A 23,262-nucleotide genomic window follows, 5' to 3' on the forward strand; every position below is an offset into this window, starting at 1 on the left:
AAGCGTAGCCCGTCTTTACAGCGACGGCAGCCAGTCGAACCAGCCGCTGCCCTTCTTGCCTTCCGCCTCTTTCTTGAGACGGCGTTGCTTCTTGTATTCGTCCTCGCCAAGCTGATCTTGCGGCGCGGTGCTGGCCGCGACGCGATACTGCACCGGCGGTTCGCTCAGATATTTGCGGGTGTTCGGGTCGCCCTGCTTGCTTTCGGCAAGGCGGCGCTGGATCTCGGCGGCGCGGCCCGTGTCGGAATCGGCTGGACTCCAGCGCGGCGGGTGGCTCGAGCCTGAATCCGCCATTGCCTTCTTGATCGATGCCGGATCGGTCTGCACGTCGTCGACGATCTCTGACTGATAAGCCGGATCGTTCTGATGGGCGGTCGCGTCGGCGCGCAGGCGGGCGCGGCGCTGCTCCGGCGATTCGGGCCATTCGGCGCTCGCCGTCTCGATGCTGTCCTGCGGCGCCGGCAGCGCTTCCTTCTGGCCTGGCGCCGGCTTGACCAGCGTCGGACGCGGCTTGTAGTCGATCTGTTCCTTGCGCTTCGGCGCAAACGAAAAGGCGCTGGAAATATCGCCGGCCAGCTGTTCGCCGGCGGTCTTGTCGGTGCCATAGGTCGGAGAGCCCATGCAGCCGGACAAAGCGAGGCCCGATGCGACAAGCGGCGCCAGCAGCGCCAGGCGCGCGTTATATCTCTCGGTCATGCCAAAAAGTCCCACTCTAGACAGCCTCTCGATTGCCACCGGCCTTTATGTCCGGTTCCCCATCGTCCAAGCACTTGCGACGGAAATCCGGCGACAATTTGTCTTCCGGAGTTTCGCGTGTTTACCTCAACCACTCGTTAAGGGCAACGCGCGGGCGGATTTCGCCCGCCCGGCGTGGCATTTGTGCACCGACAGAGCCTTTCTGATCGCCGGCCTATCAAAGCCGGCCAAGCGCCTTCAACTCGTGCAGCACCGCCGCATCGCGCGCCGAAACGTCGGGAAACGCAGCGTCCTGTCCGACATCGGCGGTGTAGCGCCAGGACCGTGCGCATTTCACCAGGCCACGGTCCTCGGCCTTCTCGACCACCACGGCGACGCCCCTGACGTCGTCGAGCGTGAAGGCACCAGCTGGCGCCTCGCCATGAGCGATGACCAGATCGCTGGTGATCGCCATCTCGGCCATGTCGACATCGGATATCGCCGCTTCGAGCGCTGCATCGTTGATGTTGACGACCGGCACCGCTTCCAGCGACGAGCCTATCACCTTCTGAGCACGTGCGATCTCCAGCGCACCGGTGACGACGCGTCGCACCTGCCGCACCTTGCGCCACTTTTCCGCCAGCGCTTCGTTCTTCCAGTTCGCCGGGATTTGCGGGAACTGGTCGAGATGCACCGAGACGGCGTCCGGATGACGGTCGAGCCAGGCTTCTTCCATGGTGAAAGGCAGCATCGGCGCCAGCCATTTCACCAGGCAGTCGAAGAGATGGCGCACGACCTGCACCGAGGCCCTGCGCTTCACGCTCGACGGCCCGTCACAGTAGAGGGCATCCTTGCGGATGTCGAAATAGAAGGCCGAGAGTTCCACCACCATGAAATCAAGCAGCGTGCGCGTGATGCGCTTGAATTCGAAAGCGTCGTAGCCCGAGCGCACGACTTCATCCAGCTCGGCCAGCCGGTGCAGCATCAGCCGCTCCAGCTCCGGCATCTTGTCCAGCGGCACCTCCTCGCCATCGTCATGCGCAAGCGTGCCCAGCATCCAGCGGATGGTGTTGCGCAGCTTGCGATAGGCGTCGATGTTGGTCTGCAGCACATTCTTGCCGAGCCGCTGGTCTTCCCAGTAGTCGGTCGTCACCACCCACAGGCGCAGGATGTCGGCACCCGACTGCTTGATGACGTCCTGCGGCACGACGGTGTTGCCGAGCGACTTCGACATCTTGCGCCCGTCCTCGTCCATGGTGAAGCCATGGGTGACGACGGTGTCGTAAGGCGCCCTGCCCCTGGTGCCGCAGCTTTCCAGCAGCGAGGAGTGGAACCAGCCGCGATGCTGGTCGGAGCCTTCAAGATAGACGTCGGCCGGCCATTTCAGGTCAGGACGATCCTCCAGCGTGAAGGCGTGCGTAGAGCCCGAATCGAACCAGACGTCGAGGATGTCCATCACCTGCTTCCACTTGGATGCATCGTGATTGCCAAGGAAACGCTCCTTGGCGCCGGCGGCGAACCAGGCGTCGGCGCCCTCCTGCTCGAAGGCGTCCATGATGCGCTGGTTGACCGCCTCGTCCTTCAGCACATTGCCGTCGGCATCAGCGAAGACGGCGATCGGCACGCCCCAGGCGCGCTGGCGCGACAGCACCCAATCGGGGCGCTCCTCGATCATGGCGCGGATGCGGTTCTGGCCGGCGGCGGGCACGAAACGGGTGTCGTCGATCGCCCTCAGCGCGCGGCTGCGCAACGTCGAGCCGTCGCCGAGGTCCTTGTCCATATAGACAAACCACTGCGGCGTGTTGCGGAAGATGATCGGTTTTTTGGATCGCCACGAATGCGGATAGCTGTGCTTCAGCCGGCCACGCGCAAACAGCGCGTTGCGCTTGATCAGCTCATCGATGACCGCCTGGTTGGCGTTGCCCTTCTTGCCATTGTCGTCGATGACGCGTGCGGCTCCGTCCTCGCGGTCCGGGCCAAAACCCGGCGCGTCCTTGGTGAAGAAGCCGCCATCGTCGACGGCGAACGGAATGGCGCTGTCGATGCCGCGCGCGCGCAGATCCGCCGCGGCATCCATCCAGGCGTCAAAGTCCTCGCGGCCGTGGCCGGGCGCGGTGTGGACGAAGCCGGTGCCGGCGTCGTCGGTGACATGGTCGCCGGCGAGCATGGGCACGGGGAACTCATAGCCGCCGCCAAAACCCTTGAACGGGTGCGAAAGCGTAAGACTTCCAAGCTCTTGCGCCGAAACACTGCGAAGCCGATCCAAGGTGACCTTGGCCTTGGCAGCGGACTCGTCGGCCAGCGCGTCGGCGAAGATCAGCTTTTCGCCCGGCTGTGGGCCGAACGCATTCTCGGCCGCCGTGACCTCGTAGAGGCCATAGCTGATGCGTGGCGAATAGTTGACGGCGCGGTTGCCTGGGATCGTCCATGGCGTCGTCGTCCAGATGACGACGTGGGCCTGCAACAGATCCAGCGTCCCCTCTGTCAGTTTGGTCGCGCCATCATCGACAGGCCGGACCAGGCTGACGACGGGAAACTTCACCCAAATCGTGTCGGACTCGTAATCCTGGTACTCTACCTCGGCCTCGGCAAGTGCCGTGCGTTCGACCACACTCCACATCACCGGCTTGGAGCCGCGATAGAGCTGGCCCGACATGGCAAACTTCAGCAGTTCGCCGGCGATGCGTGACTCGGCATGGAAAGCCATCGTCGTATAAGGATTCTTGAAGTCGCCGATGACGCCGAGCCGCTGGAACTCGCCGCCCTGCACCGTGATCCAGTGCGCGGCGAACTCGCGGCATTCCCGGCGGAACTCGTTGACCGGAACCTCGTCCTTGTTCTTGCCCTTGGCGCGATACTGCTCCTCGATCTTCCATTCGATCGGCAGGCCATGGCAGTCCCAGCCTGGCACGTAGTTCGAGTCATAGCCGCGCATCTGGAACGAGCGGGTGATGACGTCCTTGAGGATCTTGTTCAGCGCATGGCCGATATGGATATTGCCGTTGGCGTAGGGCGGACCGTCATGCAGCACGTATTTGGTGCGGCCGGCCGCGCTCTCGCGCAGCTTGCGGTAGAGATCCATGTCCTGCCAGCGCTGGACCAGCAGCGGCTCCTTTTCGGGCAAGCCGGCGCGCATCGGGAAATCCGTCTGCGGCAAATAAAGCGTCTTGGAATAGTCGATTGTTGAATTACTGGGCGTTTCGTCGGTCATTGGTCTGCCATGTGCATGCCCGGCGGCGAAGGGCTCGGGCGTTGAAGTCTTTGCTTTGACGCATATCGATTTCCCAAAACCGAAGCCACTTTTGGGCGAAATGCGTTGATGATCTGGAAAAAGCGCGAGAGGCCGCGCGCAAGATTCCCGGCGGCTCCGGCGACCCTCAGGCCGCCCGGAACACCGGGCCGGTAATTCGTATCGTCAGCGCGTGAAGGCGCGAAAAGCTCGTCATCGGTGGGCTTTTAGCGGAGATAGGCGCAGGAATAAAGTGTCTCTCGTTCGATTCGATTACATCGTAAAATCGAAGCGGTAGGTGGTCGACACGCCGATCATGAACTGATTGCGGTCGCCGCGTTCCCTGACCAGGCTGGAATCGGCCGCCGGTCCCATCAGGCGCGAATATTCACCGAACAGGCTGGCGGTCATCGGCTCCGTCACCTTCCAGGTTATGGCGCCACCGAGGCCGGTCGATTTCAGCCCGCCGCCGGGATGATATTCGCTGAGGCCAGAGGCGACGGCCTCCTGCGCGTCGACGCCATAATAGGCGTCGAAATACTTGGCCGAGGCGAACGACACACGCGGTCCGCCCGAAATCCTGATTGTTGGCGTCACATCGTAGAAGGCGTCAGCGGCGATATCGGCGACAAAGCCGTTATGGGCGCGAATGCCGTGGCGCAGTTCGGCGCGGGCGCGCAGCCAATCGGTCGGATAGAATTCGAAGAAGCCGCCGACCTCGCCACCCCAGCGAACCGGATCGAGGCCCTTCAGTTCATCGGCATTGTCGTCGTCACGGGAAAACAGGAACTTGCCGGTCAGACCGGCGCGAACGCCGCCATCGTCGATCAGCGCCAGCGAGATGTTGTCGTTGCGTGAGGTGAAGCGGGCCGCCGGTCCTGCCTTGCCCAGCGAGATGATCGGCGAGGCGCTGAGCAGGTATTTCTTGCCGCCCTCGAAATTCGGCGCGATCATGCCGGTGGCGCCAACGGTCAGATACCAGTCGCCGGACAGCCAGCTGCCCTCGCCCGCATTGGCAGCGCCCGCGCCACCCAGCACCGCAGCGGCCAACACCACAGAGATTTTTCCGACCGGACTCATGGCCACTCCACTAACACAACGCACACGGTTTACCGATGAAAGCTTTGGCCGTCGTTTGGTAAAATTTGATTTAAACGCGAGACATCCGATCGCGGTTTGCGGCGATCCCGCCATCGGCTGGACGTTGGCAGGCGCCGGGACTAACCTCCAGGGCGCAGTATCCCGCGAGCCCGATGGAGATGGCGACAATGACCCTGCATGGCGACACCTTGAAAACCGCGATCGAACAGACACGGACAAAATGGGGATGGTTCGTCGCGCTCGGCGTGCTGCTGCTCATCTTCGGCGGCATTGCCTTCGGCAATCTGTTCATCGCCACCGTGGCTTCGGTCTATGTCGTGGGATGGCTGATGCTGATGGCCGGCGTCATCGAGATCGTGCATGCCTTCGGCGTCAAGACCTGGAGCCGCTTCTTCTACTGGCTGCTCAGCGGGCTGCTCTATGCCATTGCCGGATTTTTCGCCTTCGACAATCCGCTGCTTGCTTCGGCGGTGTTGACGTTCCTGCTTGCGATCGCGCTTGTCGCTTCCGGGGTGCTCCGGGCCTGGGTCGGCTACAGCCACAGGCCGGAACGCGGCTGGGGCTGGATCGTCGCGGCCGGTGTGATCAGCGCGCTTGCCGGCCTGATCATCGCCATGGGCTGGCCGGTCAACAGCCTGTGGGTGCTGGGGCTCTTTCTGGCCATCGACCTGATCTTCCAGGGTTGGACCTTCATCGCCGTCGGCTTGGCACTGAAAAAGTAGATTTTTGCCTGAGCATGATCTTATCCGAAAACCGGTTCCCACTTTTCGGGATCATGCTTAGAACGCCATGGCCGCGTCGAGCACGGAGAGCGGCCTGACGCCTGCAAGCAGCGCGCGCGCTTCGGCTTCATCGCGCTTCATCTGCGCGACCAGCGCATCGAGCCCTTCGAACTTCACCTCCGGGCGCAGGAAACCGAAGAAGGAAACCTGGCAGACCTCGCCATAAAGGTCGCCTGAGAAATCAAAGACGAAGGTTTCCAGCAGCGGCGCTCCATTGTCGTCGACGGTCGGGCGGCGGCCGAAGCTGGCGACGCCGTCGTGAAGCGTGCCGTCGGCGCGACGAAAGCGGACGGCATAGATACCCTCCTTGAGCGCAGCTTCCGCGGAAAGCCTCATATTCGCGGTTGGAAAGCCAAGCGTGCGGCCGAGCTGCTGGCCGCCCATCACCTCGCTTTCGACGGTGAAGCGATAGCCGAGCAGTCCGGCGGCCTCGGCCACCGCGCCCTCGCTCAGCAAGCCGCGGATGCGGCTCGACGATACCACCTCGGCGCCCTCGTCACGAAAGGCGTCGACGAGCGTGACGCCGAAGCCATGACGCTCGCCGGCCGCCATCAGGTAGGCCGGGCCGCCCTGACGGTCCTTGCCGAAATGGAAATCGAACCCGGTCACGGCGTGGGTAATGCCAAGGTTCTTTTCCAGCACATCGGTCACGAATGCTTCCGCCGACAGCGAGGCGAAGTCGCGCGTGAACGGCTGCTCGACGAGCGCGGCAAACCCCAGCAACGACAGGAGCCGCGCCTTCATCGGCGGCGGCGTCAGCACGAACAACGGCATGTCAGGCCTGAAGACCTTGCGCGGATGCGGTTCGAATGTCAGCACCAATGCTGGTACTCCGCGCCGCCCGGCCTCGGCCAGGGCTCGCTCGAGCACCGTCTGATGGCCGCGATGGACACCGTCGAAATTGCCGATCGCCACCACGCCGCCACGCAAATCGGCGGGCAGCGGCGCGGTTGCCAAAATGTGCTGGAAGGCCGCCATCGTCACCTACCGCAGTCTGGGAATGACAGCCACCGGACGATACCCATGCTTTTCCAGGAAGGTCGCCAGCCTTGCCGGATCCGGTTGCAATGCATCGCCATAATCGCGTGCATGGATGCCGCCGGACACATAGAGAACGTCGAAACCATTGTCGACCGCGCCCTTCACGTCGGTCATCATGCCGTCGCCGATGGCCAACACCTGCGAACGCTCGAGCGGCCGGCCAAGAAGCTCCACAACCTCCTTCATCGCGACGTTATAGACCGGCGCGTAAGGTTTTCCGGCGATCAATGTGCGGCCGCCGAGCTGGGCATAGTCGCGTGCCAGCGCGCCGGCACACCAGATGATGCGCTCGCCGCGCTCGACCACGATATCGGGATTTGCACAGATGAAGGGCAGGTTCCTGGCGCGCAACCGCCGCAGAAGCTCCGTGTAGTCCTCGGGCTTCTCGACCTCGTCATCGAACAGACCGGTGCAGACGACGCCGGACGCCTCGAATTCCTCGACAAGCTCGACGTCGAGACCGTCATAGAGCGTGAAATCGCGGTCGGCGCCAATATGGAAGATTTTTCGGGGGCCCTCGGCGATCAGGTCGCGGGTCACGTCGCCTGATGTGACGACACGGTCGTAGGCTGATGGTGGCACGCCGATCGCGTTCATCTGCGCCACCACATCGGCACTTCTGCGCGGCGAATTGGTGATCAGGACAACGGGGATTGCTGCCCCTCGAGCCCTCGCCAGCGCCAAGGCTGCGACAGGAAAGTGCCTCTCGCCATTGTGCACCACACCCCAGACATCGCACAGGATTGCCGAATAAGCCTTCGACACGTCTTCGAGCGAGCCGATGATTTCAGGCGAAGCCGCCATGCCGTTTCCTTCAGTCATGATCATTGCGAGCACCGCGGCCGACGGTTCGCCGCAGCCGGTTCGGATTAGCCGAACCGCCCCGACCTGTCACCAGCTTTCGCCCGGACGCCTGCGTATCATCAGTTGATCGGCCTTTTTGCCAACGCGAGATGTCCACAGGCCCGTGAGGTGATCCACATCGGATGATGAGCAAGGTTGCCGGATTGGTTAGCGGTTGGTGAAGCGCGGACCAAGCAATCGAGCGGTTTCCCAAACCCGTCCTTCAGCGTTTTGTGGAAAGTTGACGCCTGGTCAAGAATCCGCCGGCGGGGGCCGCAGCAATACATGCATGAACTCTGGCGTCGGTTCTGCCGCGACAAACGCGGCAACTATGCTCTTATGACGGTCGTTGCGATGGTTCCGCTGATGGGCGGCCTGGCGATGGCGGTCGACTTCACCGAGATGAACCGTGAAAAGCAGGCGGTGTTGAATGCGCTCGATGCCGCCAACTTCGCCACGGCGCGACGGTTGACGGAAGGTGCGACCGACGACCAGTTGAGAGCCTATGCGCTCGACTTCTTCAACGCCAACCTCAACAACGTCGATGCCGCCAATACGACGCTCAACGTCACCTTGCCGAGCAACACCACCGGCGGCGGCTTGCTCAAGATGAGCGCGCGGCTTGACTACAAGCCCTATTTCTATCCTGCCTTCGGCCAGCTCGTCGGCAAATCCCAAACCGACGCGAACCAGAAGATCAGCTTCGACGTCACCTCGGAAGTGCGGTTGAAGAACACTCTGGAAGTTGCCCTGGTGCTCGACAATTCCGGATCGATGACCACCACCGGAACCGGCTCGGGGCAAAAGCGCATCGATCTTCTCAAAACTGCGGCCAAACAGCTGGTCGACACGCTGGCCCAGCAAGCGGCAATGATCAAGCAGGTCGACAAGCCGGTGCAATTCGGCCTCGTGCCGTTTGCCGCCTCGGTCAATGTCGGTGCCAGCAACGGCAATGCATCCTGGATGGACACCGAAGGCCTGTCGCCGGTATCGAACGAGAACTTCGACTGGTCGACGCTGAACACGGCCGCCAAATACGCCCAGCAGACCAACGGCATCTGGTACAAGCGCGGCTCCGGATGGGGTGCCGATGAAGGCCAGATGTTGACCCGGTTTTCGCTCTACCACGACATTAAGGTTGTCACCAACCACGAGCGTGTCACCAACAGCAAGCGCGTGGTGTGCGACGAGTACAACTCGAACAACACCTGCAAACGAAACCACGACGAGTATGACTACATCGATTCCTATGGCCCGTTCGCCAGTTGGCAGGGCTGTGTCGAGGCCCGCCCCTACCCCTACAATGTCAGCGACGCGCCGCCGTCCGGCGGCTCGGCGAACACCGGCATAGGGGTCGGCGATCCGGCAACGATGTTCGTGCCGATGTTCGCCCCGGACGAACCCGGCAACCATTGGAAGCTCACCCAGGATCCCGATGAGGCCATGCCGACAACCTATGGCGCTGTGAACAGCTGGTGGAATGACGACCCGACGAGCAGCACCGGCCAATCCCGGCTGCGCAACATGGCCAAATATTTTCAGCCGCGGCCGATCGATGCGCCGGCGCTGCCGGCTGGCAACGGTCCGAACTACAGCTGCACCACCAACCCGATCACGCCATTGACCGATGTCAGCGTCGCCGACGGACTCACCTCGATCAAGGCCGCGATCGACCTGATGCAGCCGAATGGGGGCACCAGCGTTCCCGAGGGCATGGCCTGGGGCTGGCGGGTGGTTTCGAGCGGCGAGCCGTTCACGCAAGGACGCCCGGAAGCAGAACGAGGCAACGACAAGGTCGTGATCGTGCTGACCGACGGCGCCAACACCTACTACACGCCTTCGTCGCTCGGCTACTCCGACCCTGCCGATTCGAAGTCGACCTATGCGTCCTATGGCTATCTCAACCCCGGCTACAACGGCACTTCGGTCGGCCGCCTGTTTCTGGGCACATCGAGCGCCATTGGCCAGTTGGACTATTCGAACGGCAATTACACAGGCGCACTCAACGAGCAGATGGCGACGCTTTGCAACAACGCCAAGGCCGCCAACATCATGGTGATGACGGTGGCGCTCGACCTGTCCACGACCAAAACCGCCGATCAAGCGGCGATCGCGGCGCTGAAATCCTGCTCGTCGAACTCGCGCTTCCGCAAGGATCCGACGGACGCGAGCAAGCCGGCCAAGCTGTTCTGGAACGCCACCGGCGCCACCTTGTCGAACGATTTCAAGGAAATCGGCAACGAATTGTCGAACCTGCGCGTCGTCAGCTGATCCGAAGGCACTAAAGCGCGTCGCGTTTGAACGGATTCAGGCGACGCGCTTTAGGTCTTTGTTTTTATGCATGTCGTTCTCCCAAGACCGGGCCACTTTTGGGCGACATGCACTGGCAGCCCTCTGGCGCAACGGCTGGCGCGGCCATGCTCTTGCGGGCGCCTGCCGGTGCGGGCAGATATTGGCCGCTCGCTTTCCGCACATCCACAGCGGCGCGCAGGGGAACGAACAGATGCCCGAAACCGCCAACCATCTCGCCTTCGCGCTGGTCTGCCTCGGCATGGTGCTGACGCCAGGCCCCAACATGATCTACCTGATCTCGCGTTCCCTGTCGCAAGGGCCAAAGGCGGGGCTAATCTCACTTGGTGGCGTGGCGCTCGGCTTTGTCTTCTATGTGCTGGCGGCGGCATTCGGCATCACCGCGCTGCTGCTTGCCGTGCCCTATGCCTATGACGCGCTGCGCTTTGCCGGCGTGCTCTATCTCCTGTGGCTGGCCTGGCAAGCGGTGAAGCCGGGCGGACGCTCGCCATTCCAGGTGCGCGAATTGCCGAGGGACCGGCCGCGCAAGCTGTTCGCCATGGGCCTGATGACCAATCTGCTCAATCCGAAGGTGGCCGTGCTCTATCTGTCGCTGCTGCCGCAGTTCATCAGCCTGGACAAAGGCCATGTCCTGTCGCAGCTTCTGGTGCTCGGTGCGACGCAGATATCGATCAGCCTCAGCGTCAATGCCATCATCGCGGTGACGGCCGGTTCGATTGCCACTTTCCTCGCCGGACGGCCGCTGTGGCTGGTCATCCAGCGCTGGATGATGGGCACGGTGCTGATGGCGCTCGCGCTGAAGATGGCTACCGACGCGCAGCGCTGAGAGCAAAACTGCAAAGCAGCGGTCGCATCGGCTGTGTTGCCAGGATCTTACGGCTTGCCTACATCGGCCGCCGGATTTGCTGCGCCCGCTCCGGCTCGACCACCTTGCGGTAGAGATGCCAGGTGGCATGGCCGAGCACCGGCATGACCACTGCGAGCCCGGCAAACAGCGGGATCGAGCCGATCACCAGCAGCACGGCAACCAACAACCCCCACAGTGCCATCTGCAGCGGGTTTGCCATCACCGCGCGCGCCGAGGTCTCGATGGCCGAAACGGCGCCGACATCGCGGTCGAGCAGCAGTGGAAAGGCAACCACGGTGGTGGCGAGCACGACCACGGCGAAGACGAAACCGGCGGCGTTGCCGGCGAGGATCAGCGTCCAGCCCTTGCCGGTCGTCAGCACCTCGCGGACAAAGCTGCCGATCGATGCCGGCGGCTGGTCGCCGAACAGACCGGTGTAGATCGACTGCGCGGTGTAGAGCCACAACAGGAACAGCGCCACCAGCATGATACCGATCACCGCGATCGACGGAATCGCTGGCGAGCGGCGCACGTCGAGAGCATGCCGCCAGGAAGTGTTCATGCCGAGCTCGCGCCGGCGGCTGATCTCGTAAAGACCGAGGGCGGCAAACGGACCGACCAGTGCGAACCCCGACATCAGGGGATAGATGAGCTGGATGGCGTTGGCGCCGGACGTCCATCGCGTCAGGATCAGACCGACGACGGGGTAGATCAGGCACAGGAACACGTAGTGCGACGGTTTTGCCCAGAAATCCTCGGCGCCGAGGCGCAGCGCATCCCTGAGATCCGCCGTGGTGATACGGCGCACCGTGGGCTGCACGTGCATTCCGCGTGCGTCCGCCATGACATGAAAGCCGGCCATAACCTTCCTCCCGTGAGTCGGGGGCGGTCATCGCCTGGATGGCCGCCCGCAGCTGCCACTAGTAGAACGAGAGTCACGATAACAGACTTGGCGCTGGTTGTCGCCGCGTCAGTGGCCTGGAGCAGTTCCTGGTTATGTTCATCCCTCCCTGGCGCCTCTCATATGGCCGTGCCTTGGCAGGCTTTCGTTTTTGGCCGACCATTGCGCTGCATTTTAGCATTTCGCATTTTAGCATTTACTGAAATGGCCCGTAGAGACCCCTGTCGTATCGCTTGGGCTTTACAAGGTTTGGCGAGGGGCGATGTTCGCATTGAAAGGCTTCTGGTCTTCGGAGCGCGGCAACTTTGCCATGGCGACCGTTGTAGCGACGCTACCGATGATACTTGGTGTGGCCGGCGCCATTGATCTGGTCGGCACGAGCCATGACGCCGCGCAACTACAGAACTCCCTGGACGCGGCGGGGCTGGCCATCGGCACGAAGTTCTCTCCCGATATGACGGCTGACGATGTTCGTCAGTTTGGGCTGCAATTCTTCGCCGCAAACATGAGCGCGGCCGACCCGCAGGAATATTCGGGCAGCGTCTCCGCTTTCGCGGCAACGGCCAGCGGCAGCCCAAGCGCCTACTTTATCTCGCTGTCGTCCAGTATAAGCCGCCCAAGCTTCATCGGTGACTCGGCCCCCTGGCAGGCCTACCGCACGGCCTCGGTCAAGATAAAACCTGGCGCGCAGGCCTGCGTGCTGGCGCTCGATCCGCATGCGTCCGCCGCCGTGAGCCTGCAAGGCTCGACCAATGTCTCGATGGACAGTTGCGTGATCGCGGCGAACTCGGACGCGTCCGATGCCGTCAATAGGGGCGGCTCCGCTCTGGTTTCAGCGGGCTGTGTCTCAACCGTCGGCGGCACCAGCGGGCTCTTGCCACCCAGCGCCAGTCTCACCTGCGGAACGCCGCACGAACATCAATACGCATCTTTTGATCCACTGGCCGACGTCATTCCTCCCCCCTACACATTGTGTTTGCCGGTCCCGAACGGCAAAACCTACACGCTGTCGCCCGGCACTTACTGCGACAAGACATTGTCGGGAAATATCACGCTCAATCCGGGCGTCTACATCATGCGCGGCACCACCATCAAGCCAGGGGGAAACGGCAGCCTGACTGGCCAGGGCGTGACTATATTCCTCATGGAAAGCGCGCAGATCTACATAAATGCCAATGAGACGGTGAACCTGTCCCCGCCGACCAGCGGCACTTATGCCGGCATCACTATTTTTCAGGATCACGGGAATACGTCTGCCTTGACGTTGAACGGCGGCGCAAATTCCGTGCTCAGCGGTTTCATCTACGCGCCGGACGCGCCGATTTCCTACGCCGGTAATTCTGATATGAGCGGCCAGGGCGACTGCCTCAGGCTTGTCGGCATGACGGTGCAGATGACCGGAAACTCATCCGTCAAGTCGGACTGCGCGGCGGCGCTTGGAAATCGCGCAATGTATGCCGACCGGATGATCACTCTGGTGAAATGAGAGACGCCTCCCACGTTTTGACCTGACGTCTCGGCGGCGCCGGCCGCTCAAACGGAAAGGCATCGATTGAACATCAGCGGCATAACCCAACCAACACAAGGGTTCCAATCGCTGTGCAGTTTCGCAATTTGACGGCCCTGCCCGGCAAAAGCCATGATCGCGACTATGTCAGGCAGGCATGAGCGTTGCAAAAACCGAGAATCAACAAGCAAATTTGAACAGGCGTGTGCTGCTCAAGGCTGCCGGCCTCGTCGCGCTGGCTGGGCTGGCTGCTTGCGCCACCACGGTGCTGCCGACCGGCGAAGGCGCCGGGGTCTCCTCTTCCGCCACCAGCACATTGACCAGTATCCGCGCTTCGGCGGGGCTGCCGCCATTGGTTACCGACCCACAGCTCGAGCAGGCCGCCCTGCAGCAGGCCGGCTATATGGCGCGGCGTGGCCGCATGAGCCACACCACCGGCTGGGGCAAGGATTTTGCCTCGCGCGTCAAGGGCAATGGCATCGCAGGCGCGGCCGCCGAGAACATCGCCGAGGGCCGCTTCGATCAGCAGAAACTGTTCGATATCTGGGTTCATTCACCTGGCCATCGCCGCAACATGCTCGACCCGCGCTTCACCCGCTTTGGCCTCGCCTACGTGCGCGACGGCCGCGATAGCGCCCTGCGCTACTGGAGCCTTGTGCTCGGGAAATAGGGAGCCGGCATGTCGTCATCGGCCGCTTGTCTTCTTCGTCAAGCTGCGTGGTAGGCCGACGGCTGATCCATCAATCCTTGTGGTTGAGCAAATTTTCGATGTCCCGTGCGGAGACCGGTTTGCTGAAATGATAGCCCTGCATTTCATCGCAATTGTTTTTGAGCAGGAAGGCGATTTGATCGTCGGTTTCGACGCCTTCGGCGATAACCCTCATGTTCAGCTTTTGACCCAACGAAATTACGGCGCTGGCAACAGCCTGATCGTTTTCGTCTTCGGCGACGTCGTTGATGAAGGATTTATCGATCTTTAGTCGCGCAACCGGAAACGTCTTGAGTGCGCTGAGGCTTGAATAGCCCGTCCCGAAATCGTCGATGGAGATCTGAACGCCCAGGCTTTGCAGTTCGTTCATCGTCGCGACCGCCAATTCTGTGTCTTGCATGATGAGGCTTTCGGTCAATTCCAGCTCAAGATAGCTTGCCTCCAGGCCACTGTCCCTGAGTGCATTGACGACACGTCCGACCAGGTTCTTTTCCTTGAATTGTCGTGCCGACACATTCACGCAAACGGTCATCGGCGGCAGACCCGCGTCCTGCCAGGCCTTGTTCTGTCGACAGGCTTCATGCAGAACCCAGTCGCCGATCGGCACGATCAAACCTGTCTCCTCGGCGGTCGGGATGAACGTCATCGGCGGTACCACGCCCAGTGTCGGATGGTTCCAGCGTATCAACGCTTCGACCGCAAAGACGCGCCCCGAGCGAAGATCGACCTGCGGCTGATAGAGCAGCACGAATTCCGAGCGGGCCACGGCATTTCGCAATTCCCCCTGAAGCACGAATTTTTCATGCGCCCTCGAGTTGAATTCGGGAGTGTAAAACTGGAAATTGTCGCGGCCGAGCTCTTTTGCGCGATACATGGCCGCATCGGCATTGGCCAGGAGTGCTTCCGGGCTCGCCCCATCGTTGGGGTAGTTTGCGATGCCGATGCTGGCCGTCGTCCTCAGGTGATGCTCTCCGATATGAACCGGCGCTGCAATCGCTGCCCGGATCATTTGCAAGGTCTCCGAAATGAGATCGACATTCGTAGGCTGGTCGAACAGAACGATGACAAATTCGTCGCCGCCAAGCCGCACGACGGTATCGGTCGCCCTTACGCATTCAACCATACGGCCGGCGACAGTCTTCAGCAGTTCGTCTCCGGCATTGTGGCCCAGCGTGTCATTGACGAGTTTGAAATTGTCCAGATCGATGAACACCACTGTCACCCAGCGATCGTATCGCTGCGCGTACAAGATCGCTTGAGAAAGCCGGTCCTCCAGCAAGGCGCGATTGGGAAGCCCCGTCAGCACATCGTGATTGGCCATGAAGTGGATCTGATCTTCAGCCAGTTTGCGCTCGATCGCGATCCCGGCGATGTGCGTCGTGAAGTCAATCAGCCGAGTCTCGGCCTCGATCGGTTCACGCACCGTCATCGAATACATCGCAAAGACACCCAACACGGCACCTTGATGCGACAGGATCGGGGTCGACCAGCACGAACGATAGCCGTAGGGCACCACCAGCTCGCGGTAATCTTCCTAGAGGGGATCCTGCAGGATGTCGGCGACAATGACCGGCTCCCGCCGATAAACGGCGGTTCCACAGGACCCTACCTTGGGACCGATGGCGATCCCGTCGATGAGAACGGTATAGTCTTTCGCCAGGCTCGGCGCGGCGCCGTGCCGCAAATGGCTGCCGTCCTTGTCTAGCAGCAAGACGGAACCGAATATCCCCGTCAGCTGAGATTCAACGAGGCACATGAGGCGGTCGAGCACATCTTCGAGCGGAGCGCTCGTCGCTATCATCTCCAGGATGTTCGCCTGCCCGTTTCGAAGGATGTCCGCCTGCTTGCGGACCGTGATGTCGTGGGCGATGCCAACCAGACCGAAGATATCATTCTGGACATTGCGCAACGGCACCTTCGTCGACGAGAGCCATTTGCCGGCGCCTGACGCATCGACAACAAACTCCTCCTCGTCGATCATCGGTTGTCCGCTATTGAGGACGTTCTGCTCGATCAGGCAAAATTTCTGCGCAAGTTCGGGGGCATGGAGATCAAAATCGGTCAAACCGATCATGTCGCTTGTCTGCTCCCGGTCACTGTCGGACGCAAGGGCGCTGTTGACCACGACGAAGCGGCTTTCGGTGTCCTTGACCCACAGATAGGCGGGCACCCAGTCGATCAGTGTTTGCAGCGAAATGCGTTCGTCCGCAATCAGACGATTCGCCGTGAGTTCCGTAATGTCCTCATGGGTGGCCACCCAACTGCCATCGGGCATAGGTTGGTGGCAGACCTGAATTGTCCGACCGTCGACAAGGTTGGCTGTCCAGACCCTCGAAGCCTTGCCCGAATTGACCGACCGGGCCAACGCGAGATAGGCGTCGGTAGCCATCGCAGATGTCCTGGCAGCGACGCGGCGTTCGATGATTTCGCTCAATATCAGGCCCGGCTGCAATTGCTCGGGCGCAATGCGGTAGATCTCCGCATAGCGACGGTTGGACAGGATCAGCCGTTCATCGGCGTCGAAAAAGCAGATGCCTTGCGAGATGTTGTCGATCACCGTCTTGAATCGGAGCGCCTGCCCTTCGAGTCCGACGATCGTAGCCCGAAGCTCGTGCTCAAGGGTTTCGTAGGAAGCAGTCGCCAGTTTTGCCAGTACGGCCAGACCGTTCGACTCGGGCGCCTTGGTGGCCAGCCTGGATGATTTCGTGACCAAACAGAGTTCCTCCGGTTTGGTGTCCGGAAAAAAATACCGCTCGCTTGCAAACGGAAAGTCTGCCCATAGTGTTACTGAAATACTAATAGCAGATGAACCAGATAGAAATCGGAGCCGTGGATCCTGGATACCTGATCAAAAAGGACTGTTCTCGAACCTATTTTGAGCTTCCAGGCTCAGTATTCTTCGATATCAGGATGAATTCGGCCGACAATCGCCGCTACATGACCGTGCCTAGCCCTACTTGATTGTCGCCTTGAACTTCGGCGCCGAGCGCCTTTTCTCCTCGGTGCCGGAGTTTTCGAACCGCCCGAGATCGAACACCGGGAATGCAGGCTGCATGATCATGATCTCCAGACTGGTTGCCATGGAGACTTACAGCCTTGAGGGCGACGGCATCTAGTCCATGTGGGCGGCGGCGGGTGCGCCACCGGCCGGCGCCTGTTTTGGCTTGCGCAGCAGGAAAACAAACGGAATGGAAATCAGGGTCATCACCATGAGTATTTTGAAGTCATTGACGTAAGAGATCATCATCGCCTGCAGATTGACCATACGATCAACCTCCGAAAGCGCCATTGGATCGCCGCTTGCGGCCGCCGGCGAGACCGCCCACAGATTGGGGTTGAACGGATTGATGAACGCCGAAAGCTCGGTGTGATTGACCTGCGTGTTGCGCACCATCAGAACCGTCACCACCGACACGCCGATGGACGAGCCAAGATTGCGCACCAAGCTGAACAAGGCCGTGGCATCGGTGCGGAAGCGCACGTCAAGCGTGGCGAAGGCCACGGTCGACAGCGGCACGAACACCATTCCCATTCCCAGGCCCTGGATGACGCCGGAGCTGATGATCAGCCAGTTGTCCATCTGCGGCGTGAAGCTGGACATTGTGTAGAGTGATTGCGCGGTCAGCAGAAAGCCGATGACGACGAGTATCCTGGCGTCGATCCTGCTCATGAGCCGCCCGACGACGAGCATCGAAATCATCGTGCCGACACCACGTGGCCCAAGGACAACGCCAATGGTGATGGTCGGATAGCCGAAGATGGTCGACAGCATCGGCGGCAGCAGCGACATGCTCGCCAGGATGAGTACACCCATGACGAAGATGAACGCCAGCCCGGTGACGAAATTGCGGTCGAGGAATATCTTGGGATCGATGAAGGGATGTTCGGCCGTCACGGTGTGGATGATGAACACCCAGAAGCCGGTCAGCGAAAGACCAAGCTCGATCCAGATCTCATTCGAGGAAAACCAGTCGACCTCGCCGCCCCGATCGAGCAGCAGCTGAAGCGCGCCGACGCCGAGCGATATCATGGCGAAGCCGAAGAAATCGAAACCGCGCACCCGCCGAGCAACAGCCGGCAAATAGGCGGCCATGCCGAGGAAGGCGACAATGCCGACCGGCAGGTTGATGAAGAACACCCAGCGCCAGTTGAAATTCTCGGTCAGCCAGCCACCGAGCGTCGGGCCCAGAATTGGCCCCAGCATGATGCCGGCGCCCCAGATGGCCATCGCCTGGCCATGGCGTTCCCTCGGGTTGATGTCGAGCAGGAAGGTCTGCGACAACGGCACAATCGCGGCGCCGAACACGCCTTGCATCAGCCGGAAGAACACTATGCTCTCCAGGCTCCAGGCGATGCCGCACAGCATCGAGAACACCGTGAAGCCGACCACCGCCGTCAGGAACAGTTCCTTGCGGCCGAAGCGGTCGGCCAGCCAGCCGGTGACCGGCGTCATGATGGCGGCGGCAACGATGTAGGAGGTCAGCACCCAGTTGATGTTGTCCGGGGAGGCGCCGAGATCGCCGGTCATGGTCGGCAGCGCGACGTTGGCGATCGTCGTGTCGAGCGCCTGCATGATCGTCGCCAGCATGAGCGCGACCGTGATCAGGCCACGATGCGGCACTTCTTTGAACGGTTCGGGCGTGCTCATGATGCGGAACTTCCGGCAGGTAACAAAATCGTGTACGGTGGGTTTCCGGGCGGCAAGGCCTTCCGTTGAGAGACCCTCATCGCGGTGGGACGCGATTTATCGATGTGGGGGTTACATCGACCGAAAGTCTCGATTGAGCGGATGCCTGCCGCCCGGAAACATGAGGACCGACGGGTCCGTGTCGAAGATTTCAGATTCCGGCCGAGTCGCGACGCGGCTCCAACCAAACGCTGATCCTTCCCACTCCTTCCTTCAGACCAATCCTGCTACCGGCTTCCACCCGCTTGGTTCCCCACGGGCTTCCGCCGATTTTACTCCGCCGCCTCGCCCGCCGTGGCGTGGCCGAATATGGTGGGAAACCCGCGGGCAACGCCGGTGTCGACGGTAACGGTCGCGCTCATGCCGGTGCGCAACGCCATCTTGGCGTCGGCATCGGTCAGCTCCAGGCGCACCGGAATGCGTTGCGTGACCTTGACCCAGTTGCCGGTGGCATTCTGCGCCGGCAGCAGCGAGAACTCGGCTCCCGTGCCGGCACCTATCGCCTTGACCGTCGCCTCGAAGGTGCGCCCCGGATAGGTGTCGACCACGATCTCGGCCTTCTGGCCGGGCTTCATGTGGGTGAGCTGGGTTTCCTTGAAATTGGCTTCGATCCAGGTATCGCCGGTCTCGACCAGCGCAAACAGCGGCGTGCCTGAGCCGACATACTGACCGACCTTGAACGACGAGGCCTGGCTGACGACACCGTCGGCCGGCGCCTTGACCGTGCTCTGCGCCAGGTCGTAGGCCGCCTTGTCGCGCGCGGCGAGCGCGGCCATCACGGTCGGATGCTTGTCGGTCTCGATGTCGGGATTGCCACCAAGGGCTGCCTTGGCGCTGATGATGCCTTGCTCGGCAACGGCCAGCTGCTGCTTGGCCTTGTCGAGATCGTTCTTGGCCTGGTCGAGCGACGACTTGGCGTTGATGCCCTTCTGGGCAAGGTCGGCGGCGCGGTCGAACTGCGACTGGGCGAAGGCGACCTCACTGGCATCGGACTTTTGCTGAGCCATCGACTGGCCATAGGCCGCGCGCAGCTGCTCGACATTGAGACGAGCGCCCGCCACCGCCGCGTCGGCCTGAGCCAGTGCGATCCGGTAGGGCTCAGGGTCGATGGCAAACAGCACATCACCTTGCTTGACCAGCTGGTTGTCGGCAATGTCGACCTGAACGATGCGGCCCGCCGTGTCGGAAGCGATCGACACCTTGGCCTGCTGCAGATTGGCGTTTTCCGTTTCCTGGTAGCGGCCGCCGGTGACCCAGACGTAACCGCCGCCGATAGCCAGCGCCGCAGGCAGCGCAACCATCAGCAGAGAGCGGCCCAGCCGGCGCTTTTTCTTCATCGGCGCCGGGGCCGGCTGTACCGGAGGAGCAACCGCCACCGGGGCCGTGGCCGGCTGCGCCGCCGCGTCCATTTCCAGCTCGGTCACCTTCTCGTCTATCTTGGCTACCGCGTTCATGCTGCTGCGCCCTCTGTATTCTTCACTTTTTCTATGGACGGCGTCTCGTCGTCAGTCAGGTTGCGGACCATCGCCTCAAGCCCCTCGATAAGGACGCGACGGGCTTCCGGCTTCACGCCGACCAGCGATTCCTCATAAACCTCTCCGGCAATGCTCTTGATCACGGCGTAGGCGTCACTCGCCTTGGGCGTCAGGAAGATCATGCGGACGCGGCGATCGGCGGCGTCGGAGCGACGCTCGATCCAGCCCCCCTCCTCCATGCGGTCGACCAAGCGCGAAACGCTGATCGGCTCGATTTCGAGAAGTTCGGCCAGCCGCGCCTGCGCGACACCGTCTTCCTTGGCAACGCGGACCAGAAGCCGCCATTGCGCCGAAGAAAGCCCCAAGCCACTGGCTCTCGCCTCGAAGCGCTTGCGCATCAGGCGCTGCACGTCGTGGATCAGGAAGCCCAATCTGTCTATGCCATCAGAAACCATGAGCGGCATATATAATAAGCGTGCTTATTATTCAAGATGCTGCGTTGCACCAGAAGCCGGCAAATGTGCATGACAGTCGTGCTTCGCAATCATGGTTAGCGAGTGGTGAACGTCTGGCCGGTGGCCATGGCAGTCGGCATGACCCTTCCACCGTATCGGGGTGTGCGCACTGGGAGGCGCAGCTTCGACCGCAGCGGTCTATACTCTGGTCGCGTGTGACATATTGATGTACAGCCGCTGGTCAGGATCGGGGGATCAACGAAATGCCGACGCTTTACGCTCTCAAGCCGGCTTTCCAGGGAAGGTTGCGGCCTCTGGTCAATCGGCTGGCGGCAATCGGCGTCACCGCAAACAGCATAACCATCCTGGCGGCCCTGATGTCGATCGCGGCCGGAACGGCCATCGCGATCCTGCATGAATGGCGCTCGCTGCTGCTGCTCGTTCCCGTCGTGATGTTCGTGCGCATGGCGCTGAATGCCGTGGATGGCATGCTGGCGCGGGAACACGGGCAGGCCTCGACGCTCGGCATGTATCTGAACGAGATTTGCGACGTCGTTTCGGACCTTGCGCTGATCCTGCCGTTCGCCGCCTTTCCAGAGTTCAGCCCATGGGGCGTCATCGCCTTCGCCCTGACCGCCGTGCTGACAGAATTCGCCGGCGTGCTCGGCATCGCCGCCGGGATCGGGCGAAACTATGCCGGGCCGTTCGGCAAGAGCGACAGGGCGCTGGCGCTGGGCGTGGTCGCCGTGCTGTGCGCCGCCGGGCTCTGGCCGGCTTCCATCGCGCCGCTTGTGTTTCCAGCCATGGCAACGCTTTCGCTGTTGACCGCCATAAACCGGATACGCGCCGGCCTTATTGGCAACGCCAGCTAAGCATCGAGGCTTCGCCATGTCGCCAGAGGGAAAGACCATGATGCACGAACCAATCGCCGCCGCGGCTGCGGAAAACCTTGAGCGGCAAGCGCAAGAGCGTGTCTTCCGCAGCCATGACGGGACGGAGATTTTCTACCGCTTCTGGCCGGCAGCTTCCGCCAATGCCAAGGGTGCGGTGGTGCTCTTCCACCGCGGCCACGAGCATGGCGGTCGCATGGCCCATCTCGTCGACGAATTGCAGATGCCGGATCACGCCTTCTATGCCTGGGATGCCCGCGGCAATGGTCGCTCGTCCGGCGAGCGCGGCTATGCTCCTTCCTTCTCGGCCCTGGTGCGCGACATCGACTGCTTCATGCGCGAGATCGCCGCCAGGGATGGCTTTGCCACGCAGGATGTTGCGCTGATCGCGCAATCCTTCGGCGCCGTGCTCGCCGCCGCCTGGGTGCACGACTATGCGCCGAAGCTGCGTGCCATGGTGCTGGCCTCACCAGCCTTTTCGGTCAAGCTCTACGTGCCTTTCGCCAAGGAAGGCATCGCGTTCTGGCAGAAGATCAAAGGCCGCTTCTTCGTCAATTCCTACGTGAAGGCGAAATTCCTGACCCACGATCCCGTGCGCATCGCCTCCTTCGAGAGCGATCCGCTGATCACGCGGCCGATCGCCTCCAACATCCTGGTCGAACTCTATCAGCACGCGGCCCGCATCGTTGCCGACGCCCGCGCCATCACCGTGCCGACGCAGCTTCTGCTTTCGGGGAGCGACTGGGTGGTGCGCCACGGCCCGCAACACGAATTCTTCGTCAATCTCGGCAGTCGTACCAAGGAACGCCATGTGCTGCCGGGTTTCTTCCATGACACGCTGGGCGAGCGCGACCGGGCGCAGGCCCTCGACCTGATCCGGCCGTTCCTGGCAAAACAGTTCGCCGCGCCGGATGCGCCGGTCGACCTGAAGCAGGCGGATATCGCCGGCTACACGCGCGACGAGGCCGACAGGCTTGCCTCGCCGCTCGATCTTTTGTCGCCCAAGGGCCTCTATTGGGCTTTCAGCCGTGCCTCCATCCGCATGGGCGCCTGGTTCTCGTCGGGTATGAAGGCGGGCATCACCACCGGCTTCGATTCCGGCTCGACGCTGGATTACGTCTACGAGAACGACGCGCGGGGTCTTACACAGCTTGGCCGCGCCGTCGACCGCATCTTCCTGGAAGCCATTGGCTGGCGCGGCATCCGCCAGCGCAAGCTGCATCTCGAAGAACTGATCGGCTCTTGCCTGGCGACGCTCAAGGCCGCCGGCCGGCCGGCGCACATTCTCGACATCGCCGCCGGCCATGGCCGCTATGTTCTCGATGCCATCGTGAAGAGCCCCGACCAGCCGGCGAGCGTGCGCCTGCAGGATTATTCCGACCTAAATGTCCAGCTCGGCCGCAAGCTGATCGCCGAGCGGCAATTGCCGGCCAGCGTCTCGTTCCAGCGCGCAGACGCGTTTGATGCCGACATGTTCGCCTCGATCGATCCGGCGCCCGATCTCGCCATCGTTTCCGGCCTCTACGAGCTGTTCTCCGACAATGCGATGATCGCCCGCTCGCTCGGTGGGCTTGCGCACGCCATGCAACCGGGCAGCCTGTTGCTCTACACCAACCAGCCCTGGCATCCACAGCTCGAGATGATCGCCCGCAGCCTGACCTCGCATCGCGGCGGCCAGGCCTGGGTGATGCGCCGGCGCACGCAAGGCGAGATGGACCAGCTCGTCGAAGCCGCCGGTTTCGACAAGCTCGACCAGCGCATCGACCAATGGGGCATCTTCACCGTCTCGGTCGCACGGCGCCGCTGAACA

The 23,262-nt window shown here is 61.9% G+C and carries 19 protein-coding genes; 7 read left to right on the plus strand and 12 right to left on the minus strand.

Annotated elements, in window-relative coordinates:
* Window positions 1-15 precede the first annotated feature (15 nt).
* From B5V02_RS20195 to B5V02_RS20205, 3 genes are all read right to left on the minus strand, one after another.
* Window positions 16-696 (minus strand): hypothetical protein, encoded by a 681-nt coding sequence (locus B5V02_RS20195; RefSeq protein ID WP_111545875.1) that lies wholly within the window; start codon window positions 694-696, stop codon window positions 16-18.
* Window positions 697-913: 217 nt separating this feature from the next.
* The gene (ileS, locus tag B5V02_RS20200) at window positions 914-3,886 is read right to left on the minus strand and encodes an isoleucine--tRNA ligase (protein WP_111545876.1); all 2,973 of its coding nucleotides are present in this window, start codon (window positions 3,884-3,886) and stop codon (window positions 914-916) included.
* 291 nt (window positions 3,887-4,177) lie between these two features.
* A complete protein-coding gene (locus B5V02_RS20205) occupies window positions 4,178-4,984 on the minus strand; it encodes a MipA/OmpV family protein (RefSeq protein WP_111545877.1) in 807 nt (268 codons plus the stop codon).
* 188 nt (window positions 4,985-5,172) lie between these two features.
* On the opposite strand from B5V02_RS20205, the gene B5V02_RS20210 reads away from it, so the two are divergent.
* Window positions 5,173-5,727, plus strand: a complete 555-nt coding sequence (locus B5V02_RS20210) for an HdeD family acid-resistance protein (RefSeq protein ID WP_111545923.1) — start codon at window positions 5,173-5,175, stop codon at window positions 5,725-5,727.
* A 57-nt stretch (window positions 5,728-5,784) separates the two neighbouring features.
* Here B5V02_RS20210 and B5V02_RS20215 read toward each other — a convergent pair whose 3' ends face one another.
* Together B5V02_RS20215 and B5V02_RS20220 are read right to left on the minus strand one after the other, a co-directional pair.
* Window positions 5,785-6,765 carry a bifunctional riboflavin kinase/FAD synthetase gene (locus B5V02_RS20215; RefSeq protein WP_111545878.1) on the minus strand — a complete coding sequence of 327 codons (981 nt, stop codon included), beginning with the start codon at window positions 6,763-6,765 and terminating at the stop codon, window positions 5,785-5,787.
* A gap of 6 nt (window positions 6,766-6,771) precedes the next feature.
* A complete protein-coding gene (locus tag B5V02_RS20220) occupies window positions 6,772-7,632 on the minus strand; it encodes a TIGR01459 family HAD-type hydrolase (protein WP_167458580.1) in 861 nt (286 codons plus the stop codon).
* Between the two features lie 324 nt (window positions 7,633-7,956).
* Between B5V02_RS20220 and B5V02_RS20225 the strand changes: the two genes are divergently transcribed.
* Window positions 7,957-9,942 carry a TadE/TadG family type IV pilus assembly protein gene (locus B5V02_RS20225; protein ID WP_167458571.1) on the plus strand — a complete coding sequence of 662 codons (1,986 nt, stop codon included), beginning with the start codon at window positions 7,957-7,959 and terminating at the stop codon, window positions 9,940-9,942.
* Window positions 9,943-10,174: 232 nt separating this feature from the next.
* On the plus strand, window positions 10,175-10,807 hold the full coding sequence (locus tag B5V02_RS20230) for a LysE family translocator (protein ID WP_095086701.1): 633 nt from the start codon (window positions 10,175-10,177) through the stop codon (window positions 10,805-10,807).
* Between the two features lie 58 nt (window positions 10,808-10,865).
* Here B5V02_RS20230 and B5V02_RS20235 read toward each other — a convergent pair whose 3' ends face one another.
* Window positions 10,866-11,690 carry a DUF2189 domain-containing protein gene (locus B5V02_RS20235; RefSeq protein WP_111545880.1) on the minus strand — a complete coding sequence of 275 codons (825 nt, stop codon included), beginning with the start codon at window positions 11,688-11,690 and terminating at the stop codon, window positions 10,866-10,868.
* Between the two features lie 301 nt (window positions 11,691-11,991).
* On the opposite strand from B5V02_RS20235, the gene B5V02_RS20240 reads away from it, so the two are divergent.
* Together B5V02_RS20240 and B5V02_RS20245 are read left to right on the plus strand one after the other, a co-directional pair.
* Complete coding sequence (locus B5V02_RS20240; RefSeq protein WP_111545881.1) at window positions 11,992-13,215, plus strand: TadE/TadG family type IV pilus assembly protein; 1,224 nt, start codon at window positions 11,992-11,994, stop codon at window positions 13,213-13,215.
* A gap of 178 nt (window positions 13,216-13,393) precedes the next feature.
* A complete protein-coding gene (locus tag B5V02_RS20245; protein WP_111545882.1) occupies window positions 13,394-13,906 on the plus strand; it encodes a CAP domain-containing protein in 513 nt (170 codons plus the stop codon).
* 70 nt (window positions 13,907-13,976) lie between these two features.
* Here the strand turns inward: B5V02_RS20245 and B5V02_RS41700 are convergent, their stop codons facing one another.
* The 6 genes from B5V02_RS41700 to B5V02_RS20265 all read right to left on the minus strand — a co-directional run bounded on the left by B5V02_RS41700 (window position 13,977) and on the right by B5V02_RS20265 (window position 20,562).
* A complete protein-coding gene (locus tag B5V02_RS41700; protein ID WP_245446041.1) occupies window positions 13,977-15,458 on the minus strand; it encodes a bifunctional diguanylate cyclase/phosphodiesterase in 1,482 nt (493 codons plus the stop codon).
* Between the two features lie 21 nt (window positions 15,459-15,479).
* Window positions 15,480-16,658, minus strand: a complete 1,179-nt coding sequence (locus B5V02_RS41705; protein ID WP_245446043.1) for a PAS-domain containing protein — start codon at window positions 16,656-16,658, stop codon at window positions 15,480-15,482.
* Window positions 16,659-16,898: 240 nt separating this feature from the next.
* Window positions 16,899-17,027, minus strand: coding sequence for a hypothetical protein (locus B5V02_RS42280; protein WP_281004957.1), 129 nt, complete (start codon window positions 17,025-17,027; stop codon window positions 16,899-16,901).
* A 30-nt stretch (window positions 17,028-17,057) separates the two neighbouring features.
* Complete coding sequence (locus B5V02_RS20255; protein WP_111545883.1) at window positions 17,058-18,593, minus strand: DHA2 family efflux MFS transporter permease subunit; 1,536 nt, start codon at window positions 18,591-18,593, stop codon at window positions 17,058-17,060.
* Between the two features lie 311 nt (window positions 18,594-18,904).
* Window positions 18,905-20,086 (minus strand): HlyD family secretion protein, encoded by a 1,182-nt coding sequence (locus B5V02_RS20260; protein WP_111545884.1) that lies wholly within the window; start codon window positions 20,084-20,086, stop codon window positions 18,905-18,907.
* Window positions 20,083-20,562, minus strand: coding sequence for a MarR family winged helix-turn-helix transcriptional regulator (locus B5V02_RS20265; protein ID WP_027038640.1), 480 nt, complete (start codon window positions 20,560-20,562; stop codon window positions 20,083-20,085). The genes B5V02_RS20260 and B5V02_RS20265 overlap by 4 nt, the downstream gene beginning before the upstream one ends.
* A gap of 263 nt (window positions 20,563-20,825) precedes the next feature.
* Here B5V02_RS20265 and B5V02_RS20270 point away from each other — a divergent pair, with 263 nt between their 5' ends.
* Both B5V02_RS20270 and B5V02_RS20275 read left to right on the plus strand, forming a co-directional pair.
* On the plus strand, window positions 20,826-21,434 hold the full coding sequence (locus tag B5V02_RS20270; RefSeq protein ID WP_111545885.1) for a CDP-alcohol phosphatidyltransferase family protein: 609 nt from the start codon (window positions 20,826-20,828) through the stop codon (window positions 21,432-21,434).
* A 40-nt stretch (window positions 21,435-21,474) separates the two neighbouring features.
* Window positions 21,475-23,259 carry a bifunctional alpha/beta hydrolase/class I SAM-dependent methyltransferase gene (locus B5V02_RS20275; protein ID WP_167458581.1) on the plus strand — a complete coding sequence of 595 codons (1,785 nt, stop codon included), beginning with the start codon at window positions 21,475-21,477 and terminating at the stop codon, window positions 23,257-23,259.
* Window positions 23,260-23,262: the final 3 nt, after the last annotated feature.

This window comes from Mesorhizobium kowhaii (genome assembly GCF_003253745.1).
Taxonomy (GTDB): domain Bacteria; phylum Pseudomonadota; class Alphaproteobacteria; order Rhizobiales; family Rhizobiaceae; genus Mesorhizobium; species Mesorhizobium kowhaii.